This is a genomic window from Arthrobacter sp. P4_F11 (genome assembly GCF_056401395.1).
Window position 1 is genome coordinate 403168 of the sequence record NZ_JBFUJK010000001.1, and the last position, 14544, is coordinate 417711.

The 14544-nt window shown below is 68.0% G+C and carries 12 protein-coding genes; 6 read left to right on the forward strand and 6 right to left on the reverse strand.

The features are described 5' to 3' along the window. Positions 1-26: 26 nt before the first annotated feature. Positions 27-1535: an SDR family NAD(P)-dependent oxidoreductase gene (locus AC1DRO_RS01965; RefSeq protein ID WP_243177652.1), complete on the forward strand. Its 1509-nt coding sequence runs from the start codon at positions 27-29 to the stop codon at positions 1533-1535. Between the two features lie 113 nt (positions 1536-1648). After that, a complete protein-coding gene (locus tag AC1DRO_RS01970; RefSeq protein WP_459384781.1) occupies positions 1649-2116 on the forward strand; it encodes a pyridoxamine 5'-phosphate oxidase family protein in 468 nt (155 codons plus the stop codon). A 23-nt stretch (positions 2117-2139) separates the two neighbouring features. On the opposite strand, the gene AC1DRO_RS01975 is transcribed toward AC1DRO_RS01970, so the two are convergent. Beyond that, positions 2140-2589 (reverse strand): universal stress protein, encoded by a 450-nt coding sequence (locus tag AC1DRO_RS01975; protein WP_243177654.1) that lies wholly within the window; start codon positions 2587-2589, stop codon positions 2140-2142. A 303-nt stretch (positions 2590-2892) separates the two neighbouring features. Here AC1DRO_RS01975 and AC1DRO_RS01980 point away from each other — a divergent pair, with 303 nt between their 5' ends. Continuing rightward, positions 2893-3624, forward strand: coding sequence for a response regulator (locus AC1DRO_RS01980; RefSeq protein ID WP_028275549.1), 732 nt, complete (start codon positions 2893-2895; stop codon positions 3622-3624). Between the two features lie 33 nt (positions 3625-3657). On the opposite strand, the gene AC1DRO_RS01985 is transcribed toward AC1DRO_RS01980, so the two are convergent. Further along, on the reverse strand, positions 3658-5358 hold the full coding sequence (locus tag AC1DRO_RS01985) for a GAF domain-containing sensor histidine kinase (protein ID WP_476949610.1): 1701 nt from the start codon (positions 5356-5358) through the stop codon (positions 3658-3660). 158 nt (positions 5359-5516) lie between these two features. On the opposite strand from AC1DRO_RS01985, the gene AC1DRO_RS01990 reads away from it, so the two are divergent. Then, positions 5517-6014 (forward strand): pyridoxamine 5'-phosphate oxidase family protein, encoded by a 498-nt coding sequence (locus AC1DRO_RS01990; protein WP_028275547.1) that lies wholly within the window; start codon positions 5517-5519, stop codon positions 6012-6014. Positions 6015-6115: 101 nt separating this feature from the next. Here the strand turns inward: AC1DRO_RS01990 and AC1DRO_RS01995 are convergent, their stop codons facing one another. Genes AC1DRO_RS01995 through AC1DRO_RS02005 form a run of 3 tightly spaced genes read right to left on the reverse strand, consistent with a single transcriptional unit; the run spans position 6116 to position 9481 of the window. Continuing rightward, positions 6116-6967 carry a transglutaminase family protein gene (locus AC1DRO_RS01995; protein ID WP_476949611.1) on the reverse strand — a complete coding sequence of 284 codons (852 nt, stop codon included), beginning with the start codon at positions 6965-6967 and terminating at the stop codon, positions 6116-6118. After that, positions 6964-7890: an alpha-E domain-containing protein gene (locus AC1DRO_RS02000; RefSeq protein WP_026266338.1), complete on the reverse strand. Its 927-nt coding sequence runs from the start codon at positions 7888-7890 to the stop codon at positions 6964-6966. Before AC1DRO_RS02000 ends, AC1DRO_RS01995 begins: the two co-directional genes overlap by 4 nt. After that, positions 7883-9481 (reverse strand): circularly permuted type 2 ATP-grasp protein, encoded by a 1599-nt coding sequence (locus tag AC1DRO_RS02005; protein ID WP_243177658.1) that lies wholly within the window; start codon positions 9479-9481, stop codon positions 7883-7885. Before AC1DRO_RS02005 ends, AC1DRO_RS02000 begins: the two co-directional genes overlap by 8 nt. 142 nt (positions 9482-9623) lie before the next feature. Here AC1DRO_RS02005 and AC1DRO_RS02010 point away from each other — a divergent pair, with 142 nt between their 5' ends. Both AC1DRO_RS02010 and pepN read left to right on the forward strand, forming a co-directional pair. Next, positions 9624-10649, forward strand: coding sequence for a YeiH family protein (locus AC1DRO_RS02010; protein WP_476943905.1), 1026 nt, complete (start codon positions 9624-9626; stop codon positions 10647-10649). Between the two features lie 34 nt (positions 10650-10683). After that, positions 10684-13335 carry an aminopeptidase N gene (gene pepN, locus AC1DRO_RS02015; protein ID WP_476949612.1) on the forward strand — a complete coding sequence of 884 codons (2652 nt, stop codon included), beginning with the start codon at positions 10684-10686 and terminating at the stop codon, positions 13333-13335. Here pepN and AC1DRO_RS02020 read toward each other — a convergent pair. Further along, positions 13332-14438, reverse strand: a complete 1107-nt coding sequence (locus tag AC1DRO_RS02020; RefSeq protein WP_476949613.1) for a lipoate--protein ligase family protein — start codon at positions 14436-14438, stop codon at positions 13332-13334. The genes pepN and AC1DRO_RS02020 overlap by 4 nt on opposite strands. Between the last annotated feature and the right edge of the window lie 106 nt (positions 14439-14544).

Here is a 14544-nt window from a genome sequence, read left to right on the forward strand (position 1 = left end):
TCCCCGCACCCTGTAAAATTAGGGCAATGAGCTCCCCCGATCTGTCCTCCGACTTTCCCTCCGCCGAGCTTGGTCTAGCCGATCTTGGTCTTGCCGAGTTGACCCCGGAGGAAATCCAGGCCTGCCTGAAGGTCCTGAACACGATCCACGCCTATGACGAGGAGCACCCGGACTACGTCTCAGTGCGCCGCGCCACCGGGAAAATGTTCAAGGCCGTCAAGCGCCACCGGCGGGTCAGCAAGCGCGATGAGATCGCCGAGGCGGACCGCGCCGTGATCGCACAGACGGCGACGGCGGCCCCCGACAGGATCGACGACGAAACGCGCGGCAACAAGCTCGCCACGTCCGCCACCGGGGAAATCGCCGGCCACCTGATCAGGTCCCGGCCGTGCTACATCTGCAAGCAGCACTACACCCAGGTGGATGCCTTCTACCACCAGTTGTGCCCCGAGTGCGCCCTGTTCAGCCACAGCAAGCGTGACGCCCGCACCGATCTGACCGGCCGCAGGGCCTTGCTGACCGGCGGCCGGGCGAAGATCGGCATGTACATCGCGCTCCGGCTCCTGCGGGACGGCGCACACACCACCATCACCACCCGGTTCCCGAAGGACGCCGCCCGCCGCTTCGCTGCCATGGAGGACAGCGCCGACTGGCTGCACCGGCTCCGGATCGTGGGCATCGACCTCCGCGACCCGTCCCAGGTGATGGCCCTGACGGATTCCCTGGATGCCGCAGGACCGCTGGACATCATCATCAACAACGCGGCCCAGACAGTGCGGCGCTCCGGCAACGCCTACAAGCCGCTCGTCGACGCCGAGGACGAGCCGCTGCCCGCCGCCCTCCAGGCTGCCAACGGGGGCCCGGAGCTCGTCACCTTCGGACACGCCCACGACAAGCACCCGCTTGCCCTCGCCAGCAGCGTGCTCGACCATCCAGTGCTGGCCGGTGACGCGATCACGTCCCTGGCCCTGTCCACCGGGTCGGCGTCGCTGGAGCGGATTGCCTCCGGCACCGCGATCGATGCGGGCGGACTGGTCCCGGACCTCGCCAGCATCAACAGCTGGACCCAGGTGCTGGACGAGGTGGACCCGCTGGAGATGCTCGAAGTGCAGCTGTGCAACGTGACGGCTCCGTTCCTGCTGGTCAGCCGGCTGCGGGGCGCCATGAAACGCTCCACCGCGCGGCGGAAGTACATCGTCAATGTCAGCGCCATGGAAGGCCAGTTCTCCCGCGCCTACAAGGGCCCCGGACACCCGCACACGAACATGGCCAAGGCTGCGCTGAACATGATGACGCGAACGAGCGCCCAGGAAATGCTCGACGCCGACGGCATCCTCATGACGGCCGTGGACACCGGCTGGATCACGGACGAGCGCCCGCACTACACCAAAGTCCGCCTCATGGAAGAGGGCTTCCACGCGCCCCTGGACCTCGTTGACGGCGCCGCCCGCGTGTACGACCCCATCGTGATGGGCGAATCCGGCGAGGACCAGTACGGAGTGTTCCTCAAGGACTACAAGCCCAGTCCCTGGTGACCCCCAGTCCTTGGTGACCGGCGCCGACGGGCCGCGGCATCCGTCACATACGTGTCCGCCGCGGGACCTATGGCCCTAATCGGGGTCCGGGGCGGCCCGTATCGTGGCTCGACATGGACTCAACCACGCCCTCGCCGGAATACTCGCTGACCATGGACCAGTGCTGGGCGCTGCTCGACACCGAAGTCGTGGGGCGCGTGGCGCTGATCGTAGACAACCATCCGGAGATCTTCCCGGTAAATTTCGTCCTCGAACGGCGGGCGATAGCCTTCCGCACCGCCGGCGGCACGAAGCTGTGGGGCGCGATCACAGGCAAGCCGGTTGCATTCGAGATCGACGGCTACGACGCCCGCGACGAGACGGCCTGGAGCGTGATGGCGCGCGGGGAAGCCGAGGTCATCGAGAGCCAGGAGGAGAAGGACGAAATTGACTCCCTGCTCCTGGAGCCCTGGCAGCCCGGCGAGAAGGCCTACTACGTGCGGGTGGCTCCCAAAGCCCTGACCGGACGACGCTTCAAGGTCAACCGGCCCGATGTGTGGAGCACCCGGCTCTCGGATCCGCGCCGGGCCACGTTCGAATAGAATCCTCCGGCAGGATTGCGGCGTCAGCCGTGTTCTGGCGAGTGGACCACCAGCACCGGGCAATGCGCATGTGCCACACAGGCGGAACTCACCGATCCAAGCAACAGCCCACCGAATCCGCCGTGGCCGCGGCGGCCCAGCACGAGCATGTCCGCGGCTTTGCTCTCCTCGATCAGCACGCGGCGGGGGTGCCCCTGGATGAGGCGGGCCTCGACGTTGTCCGGGGTGTCCGGGCCGAAAGCCTTCGCCACCGCCTCGGCCAGGATTTCGCCGGCCCGGACATCGAAGTCGTCGATGCCGACGGCGACATAGCCGTCGTACACCGGCGGGTAGTCCCAGCACGCCAGCGCGACGACCTTGGCGGCCAGGGGCACCGCGAGGCCCTGCGCATGCCGCAGCGCGGACACCGAAGCGTCCGAGCCGTCAACGCCTACCACGATCGTGCGGACGTCCCTGACTTCGTTCATTGCCATCCTTTGCCCTCGTACCGGCCGAGCCTCCCGCGCCAGATGGCGACGCTCCCATGATTTCCTTCGCCCGGCCAGACGCCTAGGGCCAAAAGGCATGCACGCACCCCGGCCGGCGGGCGGCCCGGAAGCCTTCCGGGCAACGGGCCGGAGGCGGCCCGTTGGGCACTATGACCCTTGTCCGCGCCGCCCCGGTGCACAAGAATGGCAGAGGCTGGGGTCAACAGATGAAAGACAGCATCTCGTTACAAGAATCAGCGTGTTACTAAGAGCATCGAGCGGCCCCGCAAGCGGCCGGACGGGAGAATCATGATTGCCTGGGCAGACGCAGGTCTCACTGCACCTGATGGCGGGCAGGCGGTGATCCGAGTCTTTATCCTTGATGACCACGAACTTGTCAGGCGCGGGCTGCAGGAACTTCTCGAAGGCGAGGGGTTTGCCGTCGTCGGCAGTTCCGGATCCGCGGTGGAGGCGACCCGGCGGATTCCCGCACTGCATCCTGATGTCTGTGTGCTGGACGCCCGCCTGCCGGACGGGACCGGCATCGAGGTCTGCCGGGACGTGAGGTCGGTGGACCCGTCCTTGAACTGCATCATCCTGACGAGCTTCGACGACGAACAGGCCTTGCGCGGCGCCGTCCTGGCCGGGGCAAGCGGATACGTGCTGAAGGAGATCGGCGGCACGGACCTGATCGGCGCCCTGCGGCGGGCAGCAGCGGGCGAGTCCCTCTTCGAGGAAGGCGTGGCCGCCGGCGTCGTGGACAGCCTGGTGGAGGCCGAAGAGGTCGACCCGCGCACGTCCTCCCTCACGCCCCAGGAACGCAAGGTCCTGGAGCTGGTGGGCGGCGGACTGACCAACCGGCAGATTGCCGCCGAAATGTTCCTGGCGGAAAAGACCGTCAAGAACTATGTGTCGTCCCTGCTGGCCAAGCTCGGATTCGAACGCCGCACGCAGGCCGCCGTCTTCATCGCCAGCCCGGCATTTCCGGCGGCCGCCGTCGGGAGAACCGGCGAAGTAATCCGGCCCCGCAGCGTCGGGTAGGCTCTGCGGAAACCGGACCTTCGGGCGTGCCGGCTACAGCGGCACCGACCATTCCAGGCTGGTACCGGAGTCGGGCGCGCTCGTGATGGTGCATTCGCCGTCGAGCATGCGCGCCCGGTCCTCGAGGTTGCTTAGCCCGTTGCGTTTTGCGGGTTGGGCGAATCCGGCGCCGTTGTCGTTGATCACCACCGTCACCCGGCCCCTGACGACCGCAACCGAGACCGAGATTATATCCGCCCCGGAGTGCCGGATGGCGTTGCTGAGCCCCTCGGAAACCACGGCCACGACGTTGTCGGCCTTGTCCGGTGTCACAGCATCCACGGGTCCCGTAATGGTCAGGCGCGGCGGGAACGGCATGGACTTCGACGAACTGCGCGTGACACGACGGATCCGGCCGCTCAGCAGTTCGATCTCGCCGGTGTTGCTCTTGAGCGAGTAGATGGTGTCCCGCAGGCTGCGGATCGCCTCGTCGAGTTCGCCGGTGATGTTGCGGATGCGCTCCAGCGCCAGATCCTCCTTAGTGAAACGGGTCAGGCTCTGCACGCTCAGCCCGGCGGCGAACAGCCGTTGAATGACGAGGTCATGCAGGTCCCGGGCGATCCTGTCGCGGTCGGTGAAGACCAGAAGCTCCTCGCGCAGCCGGTGCACCCGGGCCAGTTCCAAGGCGAGGGCCACGTGGGAGCCGAAGACGGCCCCCATTTCGATGTCGGTCCGGGCGTAGCGCACCGACTCCTTGTCCCGTGCCAGCAGCAGGAGGCCATGGTGGGCACCCTGGGTACTCAGCGCCACTGCCAGCAGCGGGCCGGTGACTGCGCCGTCGACCTCCCCCAACACTTCGGATGCGTCGTCGAACAGCACCGGCTCGCCGCCTTCGAGGACACCTTCCAGGAGCTCTGAGTCCAGATGCAGTGACCGTCCCGAAAACGCGGTGCCACGCTCACCGGCAACGCCGATCACCACGTGGGCCACGCCATTGGCGGCGGGTGCCACCAGCAGGGCGAGTGAGGACGCGGACTCCTGGAGCGCCCGGCCCGCTATCGGGTCCAGGCCGCCCGAGGTGTAGTCGCGGTCCGTGCTCAGCATCAGCCCGGAGACGTCCATGCAGGCCTCCAGCCAGCGTGCCCGGCGGCGGGCGTCGTCGTAGAGCCGGGCATTTTCGATGGCGACGCCGGCCGCCGCCGCCAAGGCGACGGCCAGGGCCTCGTCTTCGGCGGAAAAGTCCTCCCCGCCTTCTTTTTCCGTGAGGTAGAGGTTGCCGAACACCACGTCCCGGACCCGGACCGGGACCCCCAGGAAGGACTGCATGGGAGGATGGTGCGCGGGGAATCCGTAGGCCTCGGGGTGCTTGCTCAGTTCATGCAGCCGGAGCGGCAACGGGTCCGTAATGAGGAGGCCAAGGACGCCGTGGCCGGTCGGCAGCGGACCGATTTGCCGTGCCAGCTGGCCATCGATGCCCACAGTGATGAAGTGGCTTAACGCGTGGTCATCACCGATGACACCAAGGGCGCCGAACCGGGCATGCAACAGCCGGCACGCTGATTCGACCACGCGCTCCAGGACGGCATCCAGACTCAGGTCCTCGGCCAGGGCGACAACGGCTTCCAGCAGGCCGGCCATGCGTTCCTTGGATTGAAGCAGCTCTTCCGCCCGTGCGCCGAACCCCGTCAGTAGCTCCTCAACTACGGGATTTGGCTCGGACACGGTATGGCCTGAGCCCTCACCCGTTGAATGCATGTCATTGCCCCCAGTTCGTTCCGGCCAATGTAGACGCTGACGGCCCTCTGCCAGAATAGCGCGAACGACTCAGGAAAGCCTCAGAATTCGGAGATTAACCCGGCGGCTGGGTCCATTTGCCCTAGCCGCCGTCAGCCCGGCCGCGTACGCTCGCCGGCATGAGCACTGAATCGAGCCCGGGCCGTCACGAGCCAAAGGACCAGACCCACGCTGTCGAAGACCTCGACCACCACGAATGCTGGCGGCTGTTGCGCAGCGTCTCCGTCGGCAGGCTGGCGGTCTGGGTGGACGACCACCCCGATATCTTCCCGATCAACTACAAAGTGGACCACGGCACGCTGGTGTTCCGGACCGCGGAGGGCACCAAGCTGCAGGCGGCCACCGGCGGCACGCCGGTGGCGCTGGAGGCCGACGGCATCAACGCGGACACCGGAGTCGCCTGGAGCGTCGTCATCAAGGGCCAGGCCGCGCCGGTGCAGAACCCCCAGGAAGTCATGGACACCGTTGGTCTGTTGCTGTTCCCGTGGCAGGCCGGAAAGAAGGAACATTTCGTCCGGATTACGCCGGAGACCGTCACGGGCCGGCGGTTCAAGGTGGTGCCGCCCCAGACCTGGTGGACCCCGTTGGACGACGCCACGCGCTCCGGCCTCGAATAACCCGCATCCCCCAAAAAAACATCTTGGGCTTTCAGATCGGGCTGCCCTGAGGGCTTCAGGGCAGCCCGATTTGACAGTGCAACGTGGGGCGCAGCGTGCGGTCAGGCGACACGGGTGATCTCCACGCTGACGCTGAGGGCCGATCCCCCGCCGCCGGACAGGATACCCTTGAGCGGCGGCACGTCGCGGTAGTCGCGGCCCCGGGCCACGGTGACGTGGAAGTCCCCCGCGGGTTTGTGGTTGGTCGGGTCCCAGCTGCGCCATTCGCCGTCCCACCACTCGAGCCACGCATGCGACTGGCCGGCGACTGTCTCGCCGAGGTCCGCCGTCGAACGCGGGTGAAGGTAACCGGACACGTAGCGGGCCGGGATACCGCAGCTGCGCAGTGACCCGATGGCGAGGTGCGCCAGGTCCTGGCAGACGCCCTGCCGCTGGTTCCAGGCCTGTTCGGCGTTGGTGGTGACGCCGGTGGAGCCCTTCATGTACGTCATTTCACCGCGCATCCAGGCAAAGACCGCCATGGCGGCCTCGTGCGGCGATTTCCCCTCGACGACGCCGGGAATGATGGCGAGCACCTCGGAGCCGGGACCTGTGAGCTGGGACTGGGGAATCCAGTCGCTGAACTGGTTCAGGGTTTCCGGTGCGGCCAGGACGTCCCAGCCGACGATGTCGGCCTCGGTTGCGATCTTCTCGACCCGGTGCACCTCAACGGTGGTGGTAGAGAGCACCTCGAGGTGCTCGTGCGGCATCTGCATGTCGAAGGCGGTCACCCGGGTGCCCCAGTAGTCGCGGTAGCTGCTCAGGGCCGCCTGCGAGGGCGAAACCTTCATGGAAGACTCAAGTACCACCTGCTGCGGGTCGGTCAGCGGGGTCATCCGGGCCTCGTTGTAGGACAGGGTGACGCGTTTGTTGTACTTGTAGGCCGTCTTGTGGACGATGTTCAGCCGGGTCATGAAACTTCTCCCACCCAGGCCAGTTCGTCCGCCTGATTGAAGTACTTACGGGAAATGGCGTCCGAGGCCTGCGACACGGCCTTTTGCACACGCTCCATGTGCTCCGGCAGCTCCGACATGAGGTCATCGGTGCGGTGGAACTCCAGGAAGGTGCGGGCCTGCCCGACGATCCGGCGGGCGTCGTTGATGAAGCCGACGCGCTGGGCCGAGGGGTCGAGCTTCGCCAGGCACTCGTCGGCGTCGCGCAGCGCGTAGACGATGGACCGCGGGAACAGCCGGTCCAGCAGCAGGAATTCGGCCGCGTGCTGGTCCCCGAACGCCGCCCGGCGGGTCCGCAGGAAGGATTCGTAGGCCCCGGCGCAGCGGAGCATGTTCACCCAAGACATGCCGGCCGAGAGGACATCCCGGGTGGAGAGCATGCGCGCGGTCATGTCCGCACGCTCCAGCGACCGGCCCAGGACCAGGAACTGCCAGCTCTCGTCATGGCTGACGGTGGTGTCGGCCAGGCCGCTGACCATGGCGGTGCGCTCCAGGACCCAGTTGCAGAACCGGTAGGTGCCCACCACGTCCTTGCGGTGCTGGTTGAGCCCGTAGTAGGTCGTGTTGAGGCTTTCCCAGAGCCCGGAGGAGACGGTCTCGCGGGCGCGGCGGGCGTTTTCGCGGGCGGCACCGAGGGAACCGGCAATGGAGGTGGCACTCTGCTTGTCGTAGGCGAGGGCGTTGAGCAGTTCGGGCAGGCCGAAATCGTCACTTTGTGCGCGCGCACCCATGACGGCGAGGAGCTCCTGTGCCACGCTGCGCTGTTCCTCCATAGGCAGATGGTTGAGCCGTTCGAGGTGGACATCGAGGATCCGGGCGGTGCCGTCGGCCCGTTCCACGTAGCGGCCGATCCAAAACAGTGACTCGGCAATACGGCTAAGCATTCGCGGTTACCTCCTGCGCGTCAGAAATCTGCTGCTGCTGTTGCTGCTCTTTCTGGCTGTCGCGCCAGTTGCTCTCCACCGGCCAGACCGAAACCCGCTCGCGAACTGCGATGGTGGGCCTCGGGATCACTTCGACGGGGACCTGCGGGGAATCGGCCAGGACCCAGGTGTCCTTGGAACCGCCGCCCTGGCTGGAATTGACGATCAGCGAGCCCTCCTTGAGCGCCACACGGGTTAGTCCGCCGGGGAGAACCCAGACGTCCTCGCCATCATTGACGGCGAAGGGGCGCAGGTCCACGTGCCGGGGGCCGAACTTGTCGCCGCTGAGCGTCGGCACAGTGGACAGCTGCAGGACCGGCTGGGCGATCCATCCGCGGGGGTCGGCGATGATCCGCTTGCGCAGGGCGTCGAGTTCATCCCTGGACGCGTCCGGGCCGATCACGAGGCCCTTGCCGCCCGAGCCGTCCACCGGTTTGACCACGAGCTCATCCAGGCGGTCCAGGACGTGTTCCCGGGCCTCCTTTTCTTCGAGCCGGAACGTGTCCACGTTGGCGATCACGGGCTCCTCGTTGAGGTAGTACCGGATGAGGTCGGGCACGTAGCTGTAGACCAGCTTGTCATCGGCGACGCCGTTACCCACGGCATTGGCGATCGTGACGCCGCCGGCGCGGGCGGCGTTGACCAGGCCGGGGCAGCCGAGCATGGAATCGGCACGGAACTGCAGCGGGTCCAGGAATTCGTCGTCGATGCGTTTGTAGATGACATCCACGCGCTGCTCACCCGCCGTGGTGCGCATGTAGACCCGGTTGCCGCGGCAGATGAGGTCGCGGCCCTCGACGAGTTCGACACCCATGAGTCCGGCGAGCAGGGTGTGCTCGAAGTAGGCGCTGTTGAACACGCCGGGGGTCAGGACCACCACGGTGGGATCGTCGACGCCGGAGGGCGCCGTCTTCCGCAGGGCTGACAGGAGTCGGCGGGGGTACTCCTCGACCGGACGGATAAGCTGCTGGCCGAAAGCCTCCGGCAGGCCCTTGGCCATGGCCCGGCGGTTCTCGAGGACGTAGCTGACGCCCGAGGGCACGCGCACGTTGTCCTCCAAGACCCGGAACGTGCCCTCGGCGTCTCGGACGACGTCGATTCCGGAAATGTGGACCCGGACGCCGCCGGCCGGCTCAAAGCCGTGCACCTGGCGGTGGAAGTGCGCGCTCGTCGTGACGAGCTGGCGCGGGATGACGCCGTCGGAGACCACGGTCATCTTGTCGTAGACGTCATTGAGGAAGGCTTCAAGGGCGCGGACGCGCTGGGCCACACCGCGTTCCAGGACGCTCCACTCATCGGCGGGGATCACGCGGGGGACGATGTCCAGGGGGAAGGGCCGTTCCTCACCCGCGAAGTCGAAGGTCACGCCGCGGTCCAGGAAGGTCCGGGCCATGGAATCGGCGCGGGCGCTGACGTCAGCCAACGAGAGTTCGCGCAGGGCCAGGGCCACCTGCCCGTAGGATCTCCGGGCCTGCTGGCCGGGGGCAAACATCTCGTCGTAGGCGCCGGTGCGGCCGGCGGCCTCGGAGTATTCCTGGAATAGGTCAGACATGGTCACTAGCCAACCACTTTTTTGTTCCGAAATCATTTCGGCGGCCCGCGGCGCGGCGCTCGGCGCTGGCCTCGCAGTCCGGGCCGCCCGGCAGGACGGCCGCGGTTACGGCTTTTCCGGCCGGGTACGGCAATGTAGGGGCGTGCCCCCCAAGAGATCCGCCACCGCCTCCGCCCTGAGAGAGGCCGCGCCAGGCCTGGCCGGCGCCGCAGCGGCCGTCGCCGTCGCCGTCGCCGCCCACCTGCTCCTTCCCGCGCTGCCGGCGATGACAATGGCCGTGCTCCTCGGGCTGCTGGCGGCCAACCTGCCGGGCGTGTCTGGCTGGACCGCCGGGCCGGCGCGGCCCGGGCTGGACTTCGCCGGCAAGCACCTCATGCGGGCCGGGATCGTGCTGCTGGGCCTGAAAGTCAGCCTCGGCGATGTGCTGGGCCTGGGCTGGGCCGCGCTGCTGCTCGTGACCGCCGTGGTGCTGGCCGCTTTCGCCGGGACATACGGGATCAGCAGGCTCTTCCGGCTGCCGCCCCGCGTGGCGCTGCTGGTGGCCACGGGATTCGCCATCTGCGGGGCGTCCGCGATCGGGGCGATGGCCGCCGTGCGCAGAATCCGGCAGGAGGAAACCGTGCTGCCGGTGGCGCTCGTGACCCTGTGCGGCACGCTGGCGATCGGTGTGCTGCCGTTGCTCGCGCGGCCGCTGGGCCTGGGTCCGGAGATCTTCGGGGCGTGGACCGGCGCCTCCGTGCACGACGTCGGGCAGGTGGTCGCCACCGCCCAGACCGCCGGTACCGCGGCGCTGGCCGTCGCCGTCGTCGTCAAACTCACCCGGGTGATCCTGCTGGCGCCGATGGTCGCCGCCGCGGGCTTCCATCACCGGCTGGGCACCGCAGCCGACGGCGCCAAGCGCCCCCCGGTGGTCCCGCTGTTCGTCATCGGATTCGTGGCCCTGGCGGGCCTGCGCACCACCGGGTGGCTCTCCCCCGCGGCCCTGGACGCGGCCGCCACCGTCCAGGACCTCCTGCTCGGCATGGCGCTCTTCGGGCTGGGCTCCGCCGTCCGGGTGGGCCAGCTGCTGCACACCGGCGCACGCGCGCTGCTGGCCGCGCTGGCGTCCTGGCTGCTGATCGCCCTGCTCGGGCTGGCGGCCGCCTTCCTGATGTTCCCGCCGGCGTGACCGGGCACACACGCTCCCGTGATTAGATAGCGGGGTGTCAAACCAGAATCTGAGCCGCGACGAGGCCGCGGACCGCGCCGCCCTCATCACCACTCACAGCTACGATGTCTCCCTTGACGTCCGGCAGGCGGCCGACCCGAGCGTCGCCGGCTACACGAGCCGCAGCATCATCTCCTTCTCGGCCAGCGAACCCGGGGCGACGACCTTCGTGGATTTCATCGCCGGCAGCGTGCACAGCGTCTTCCTCAACGGCAAGGGACTCGCCGTCGCCGACGTCGTGGACGGTTCCCGGATCCGGCTCGAGAACCTGCAGCCGGAGAACCAGGTCACCATCACGGGAACCGCCCTGTACAGCACCTCCGGTGAAGGCATGCACCGCTTCGTCGATCCCGCCGACGGCCAGTGCTACCTCTACACGCAGTATGAACCCGCCGACGCCCGCCGGGTGTTCGCGAACTTCGAACAGCCCGACCTGAAGGCCGAGTTCACCTTCCACGTCATGGCCCCCTCCGACTGGCAGGTGTCCTCCAACGGCGCCGAGGTGCTGCGCACCCAACTGACGAGTGATCCCGCCACGAGCCGCTGGGACTTCGCGCCCACCAAGGCGATGTCCACCTACATCACCACCGTCCTCGCCGGACCGTACTTCAAGGCCGAGGACGCCTGGCGCGGCACGCTCGCCGACGGCACCGTGCTGGACGTACCGCTGGCGCTCTACTGCCGCGCCTCCATGGCCGCATCCTTCGACACCGACGCCCTGTTCCGCCTCACCAGGAACGGACTGTCCTTCTTCAACGAGCTCTTTGATTTCCCCTACCCGTGGGGCAAATACGAACAGGCGTTCGTCCCCGAGTACAACCTCGGCGCCATGGAAAACCCGGGCCTGGTGACCTTCACCGAAAGCTACGTCTTCACCTCCCGGGCCGCCGATTCGCAGTACCAGGCCCGCGCCAACACGCTCCTGCACGAGATGGCGCACATGTGGTTCGGGGACCTCGTCACCATGAAGTGGTGGGATGATTTGTGGCTCAAGGAATCCTTCGCGGATTACATGGGCACCCTCGGCGTGGACCGGACCACGGACTGGGACACGGCCTGGGTGAACTTCGCCAACAACCGCAAGGCGTGGGCGTACGTCCAGGACCAGCTGCCCACCACACACCCGATCGTCGCCGACATCCCGGACCTGGAAGCCGCGAAGCAGAACTTCGACGGCATCACCTACGCCAAGGGCGCTTCGGTGCTTAAGCAGCTGGTGGCCTACGTCGGGTTCGAGGCCTTCATCGCCGGGTCCCGCCAGTACTTCCGGGACCACGCCTACGGCAACACCACCCTCGCCGAACTGCTGGCCGCCCTGAGCGCGGCGTCCGGCCGCGACCTCAGCGAATGGGCCCGCCAATGGCTCCAGACCTCCGGCATCTCCACCCTGTCCAGCGAGATCACCGAATCCACCGAATCCACCGAAGACAGCAGCGCGCTCAGCTCCGTCGCCGTCCTGCAGGACGCCGTGGATCCCACCACCGGCCGGCAGGAGCCCCGTCCCCACCGGCTGCGGATCGGCCTCTACGATTTCGACGACGCCGGCGCCCTGGTCCGCACGGACAGCGTCGAGACCGATGTCCGCGGCGCCCGGACCGACGTGACCGCGCTGGTCGGCAAACCGCGGCCCGCGCTGCTGCTGGTCAATGACGAGGACCTCAGCTACGCCAAGGTCCGGCTGGACCCGCATTCCGAGGCCACTGTCCGCGGCTCCCTGGACAAGCTGGAGGACCCCATGGCGCGGGCGCTGTGCTGGACGGCGCTGTGGGACTCGGCCCGGGATGCCGTCGCACCGGCCGCCCTCTATGTCGACGCCGTCGGGCGCTTCGGGCCCGCGGAGCCCGGCATCGGCGTCCTCCTCAACGTGCTGGGCAATGCCTCGACGGCGGTGGAACGCTACGTGCCCCGGGGCCAGCGCGATGCCGTGCGTCACGGCTTCCTCACCACGGCCGCCGAACAGCTGCAGGCGGCAGCCCCGGGTTCCGACCAGCAATTGGCCTGGGCCCGGACCCTTGCCGCAACCAGCCGCGACGACGCCGGCCGGCTGGACCTGCTCCGGGGCATCCTGGACGGCAGCATGGTGACCGAAGGCCTCGCGGTGGACGCCGAACTGCGCTGGAATCTCTGGCATGCCCTGGCGGCCAACGGCCAGGCCTCGCAGGAGCAGCTCGACCAGGAGCTCGCCCGGGACAACACGGCGGCAGGCAAGTCCGGGCACGCCACGGCCCTCGCCGCGCGCCCCGAGGCATCCGTCAAGGCGGCCGCCTGGGAGGCCGCCGTCCACGGCACCGGCCTGTCCAACCAGCTCCTCGGCGCCACGATTGCCGGGTTCAACACCGGCGCGGCCTCCCTGCTGGCCGGGTTCATCGACCCGTACTTCGAATCCCTCGAGGACGTCTGGGCGGACCGGAGCATCGAGATCGCCAGCCGGATTGTCCGCGGCTTCTACCCCGCGGCACAGGACCTGGACGGCGGAACGCCCGAAACCCACGCCGTGATCGTCCGCACCGACCAGTGGCTGGCCGCCCACCCTGATGCGCCGCGTGCCCTGCGCCGGATCATCATCGAACAGCGCAGCCAGCTGCACCGTTCCCTCAGGGCGCAGGCTCTGACGGCACCGGCCCAGGCGACGAACCCACGTCGCTAGGGGACCCGGTGCAGCCACTCCGCGGTGCCAAACTTGGTCTCCACGCGGCGGCGGGCGGCCTCCAGCTCGGCGTCGGTGAGGACGGACGGTGTCGCGCCGTAGCGTTCGGCGAAGACGTCCATCATCGCTGCAACGATTTCGGCGCGGGCCAGGCCGGTCTGGCGGCGGAGCGGGTCCACGCGCTTCTTGGCGCTCCTGGTGCCCTTGTCGGACAGTTTCTCCTTGCCGATCCGCAGGACCTCCACCATCTTGTCGGCGTCAATGTCGTAGCTCATGGTGACGTGGTGCAGCATGCCGCCGTTGGCGAGCCGCTTCTGCGCGGCACCGCCGATCTTGCCGTGCTCGGTGGCAATGTCATTGAGCGGCACGTAGAAGGCGCTGATGCCGACCTTTTCCAGGGCCGCCATCACCCAGGCGTCGAGGAAACGGTAGGAGTCCGCAAAGCTGATGCCGTCCACGAGGGTCTGCGGGAGGTACAGCGAGTAGGTGATGCAGTTCCCGGCCTCCATGAACATCGCTCCCCCGCCGCTGATCCGCCGGACCACGCTGATGCCGTGCCGGGCCACGCCCTCGGGATGGAGTTCGTTGCGGACGGACTGGAAGCTGCCGATCACCACGGAGGGCTCCTCCCAGTCCCAGAACCGCAGGGTGGGATTGCGCCGCCCGGCGCCGACTTCCTCGGTGAGGACCTCATCCAGGGCGACGTTGACGTGGGTGGGGAGGACGGACGGGGCGATGATGTTCCAGTGGTGGTCCGCCCAGCCGGTGGCCTTCGTCAGGGCGCGGCGGACGGTGACGGCGACGGCGTCGGCGGAAAAACCGAACAGCACGGTGCCTTCGGGCAGCGCCGCCGTCACGGCGTCCGCGATGTCCGCGGCGCTCGTCTCGACGGGCAGCCCGGTGAGCGCCCGGTTGATCTCCGGCAGCGCCTCGTCGGGTTCGAGGAAGAAGTCCCCGCTCAGTGAGACGTGGGCCAGGACGCCGTCGACGACGTCGAAGTCGGCGACCACGAGCTTGCCGCCCGGGACCTTGTACTCGCCGTGGTGACGGCCGCCGCCGTCGTCGTCGGGGCTGGGAGCGGTGGCCGCAGGATGGGATGTCATGACCTCCATCCTGCCGCATGCACCCGGGAACCCGGGTCACCCGGTCAGCCGGAAGGGCAGCAGAGATGCAGAAAGCCCGCACCGTTGCCGGTGCGGGCTTTCCATA

What these genes read in the sequence shown, in the direction of transcription:
- AC1DRO_RS01965 (WP_243177652.1), top strand. Translation starts at nt 27, where the DNA reads ATGAGCTCCCCCGATCTGTCCTCCGACTTTCCCTCCGCCGAGCTTGGT.
- AC1DRO_RS01970 (WP_459384781.1), top strand. Translation starts at nt 1,649, where the DNA reads ATGGACTCAACCACGCCCTCGCCGGAATACTCGCTGACCATGGACCAG.
- AC1DRO_RS01975 (WP_243177654.1), bottom strand. Translation starts at nt 2,589, where the DNA reads ATGGCAATGAACGAAGTCAGGGACGTCCGCACGATCGTGGTAGGCGTT.
- AC1DRO_RS01980 (WP_028275549.1), top strand. Translation starts at nt 2,893, where the DNA reads ATGATTGCCTGGGCAGACGCAGGTCTCACTGCACCTGATGGCGGGCAG.
- AC1DRO_RS01985 (WP_476949610.1), bottom strand. Translation starts at nt 5,358, where the DNA reads ATGCATTCAACGGGTGAGGGCTCAGGCCATACCGTGTCCGAGCCAAAT.
- AC1DRO_RS01990 (WP_028275547.1), top strand. Translation starts at nt 5,517, where the DNA reads ATGAGCACTGAATCGAGCCCGGGCCGTCACGAGCCAAAGGACCAGACC.
- AC1DRO_RS01995 (WP_476949611.1), bottom strand. Translation starts at nt 6,967, where the DNA reads ATGACCCGGCTGAACATCGTCCACAAGACGGCCTACAAGTACAACAAA.
- AC1DRO_RS02000 (WP_026266338.1), bottom strand. Translation starts at nt 7,890, where the DNA reads ATGCTTAGCCGTATTGCCGAGTCACTGTTTTGGATCGGCCGCTACGTG.
- AC1DRO_RS02005 (WP_243177658.1), bottom strand. Translation starts at nt 9,481, where the DNA reads ATGTCTGACCTATTCCAGGAATACTCCGAGGCCGCCGGCCGCACCGGC.
- AC1DRO_RS02020 (WP_476949613.1), bottom strand. Translation starts at nt 14,438, where the DNA reads ATGACATCCCATCCTGCGGCCACCGCTCCCAGCCCCGACGACGACGGC.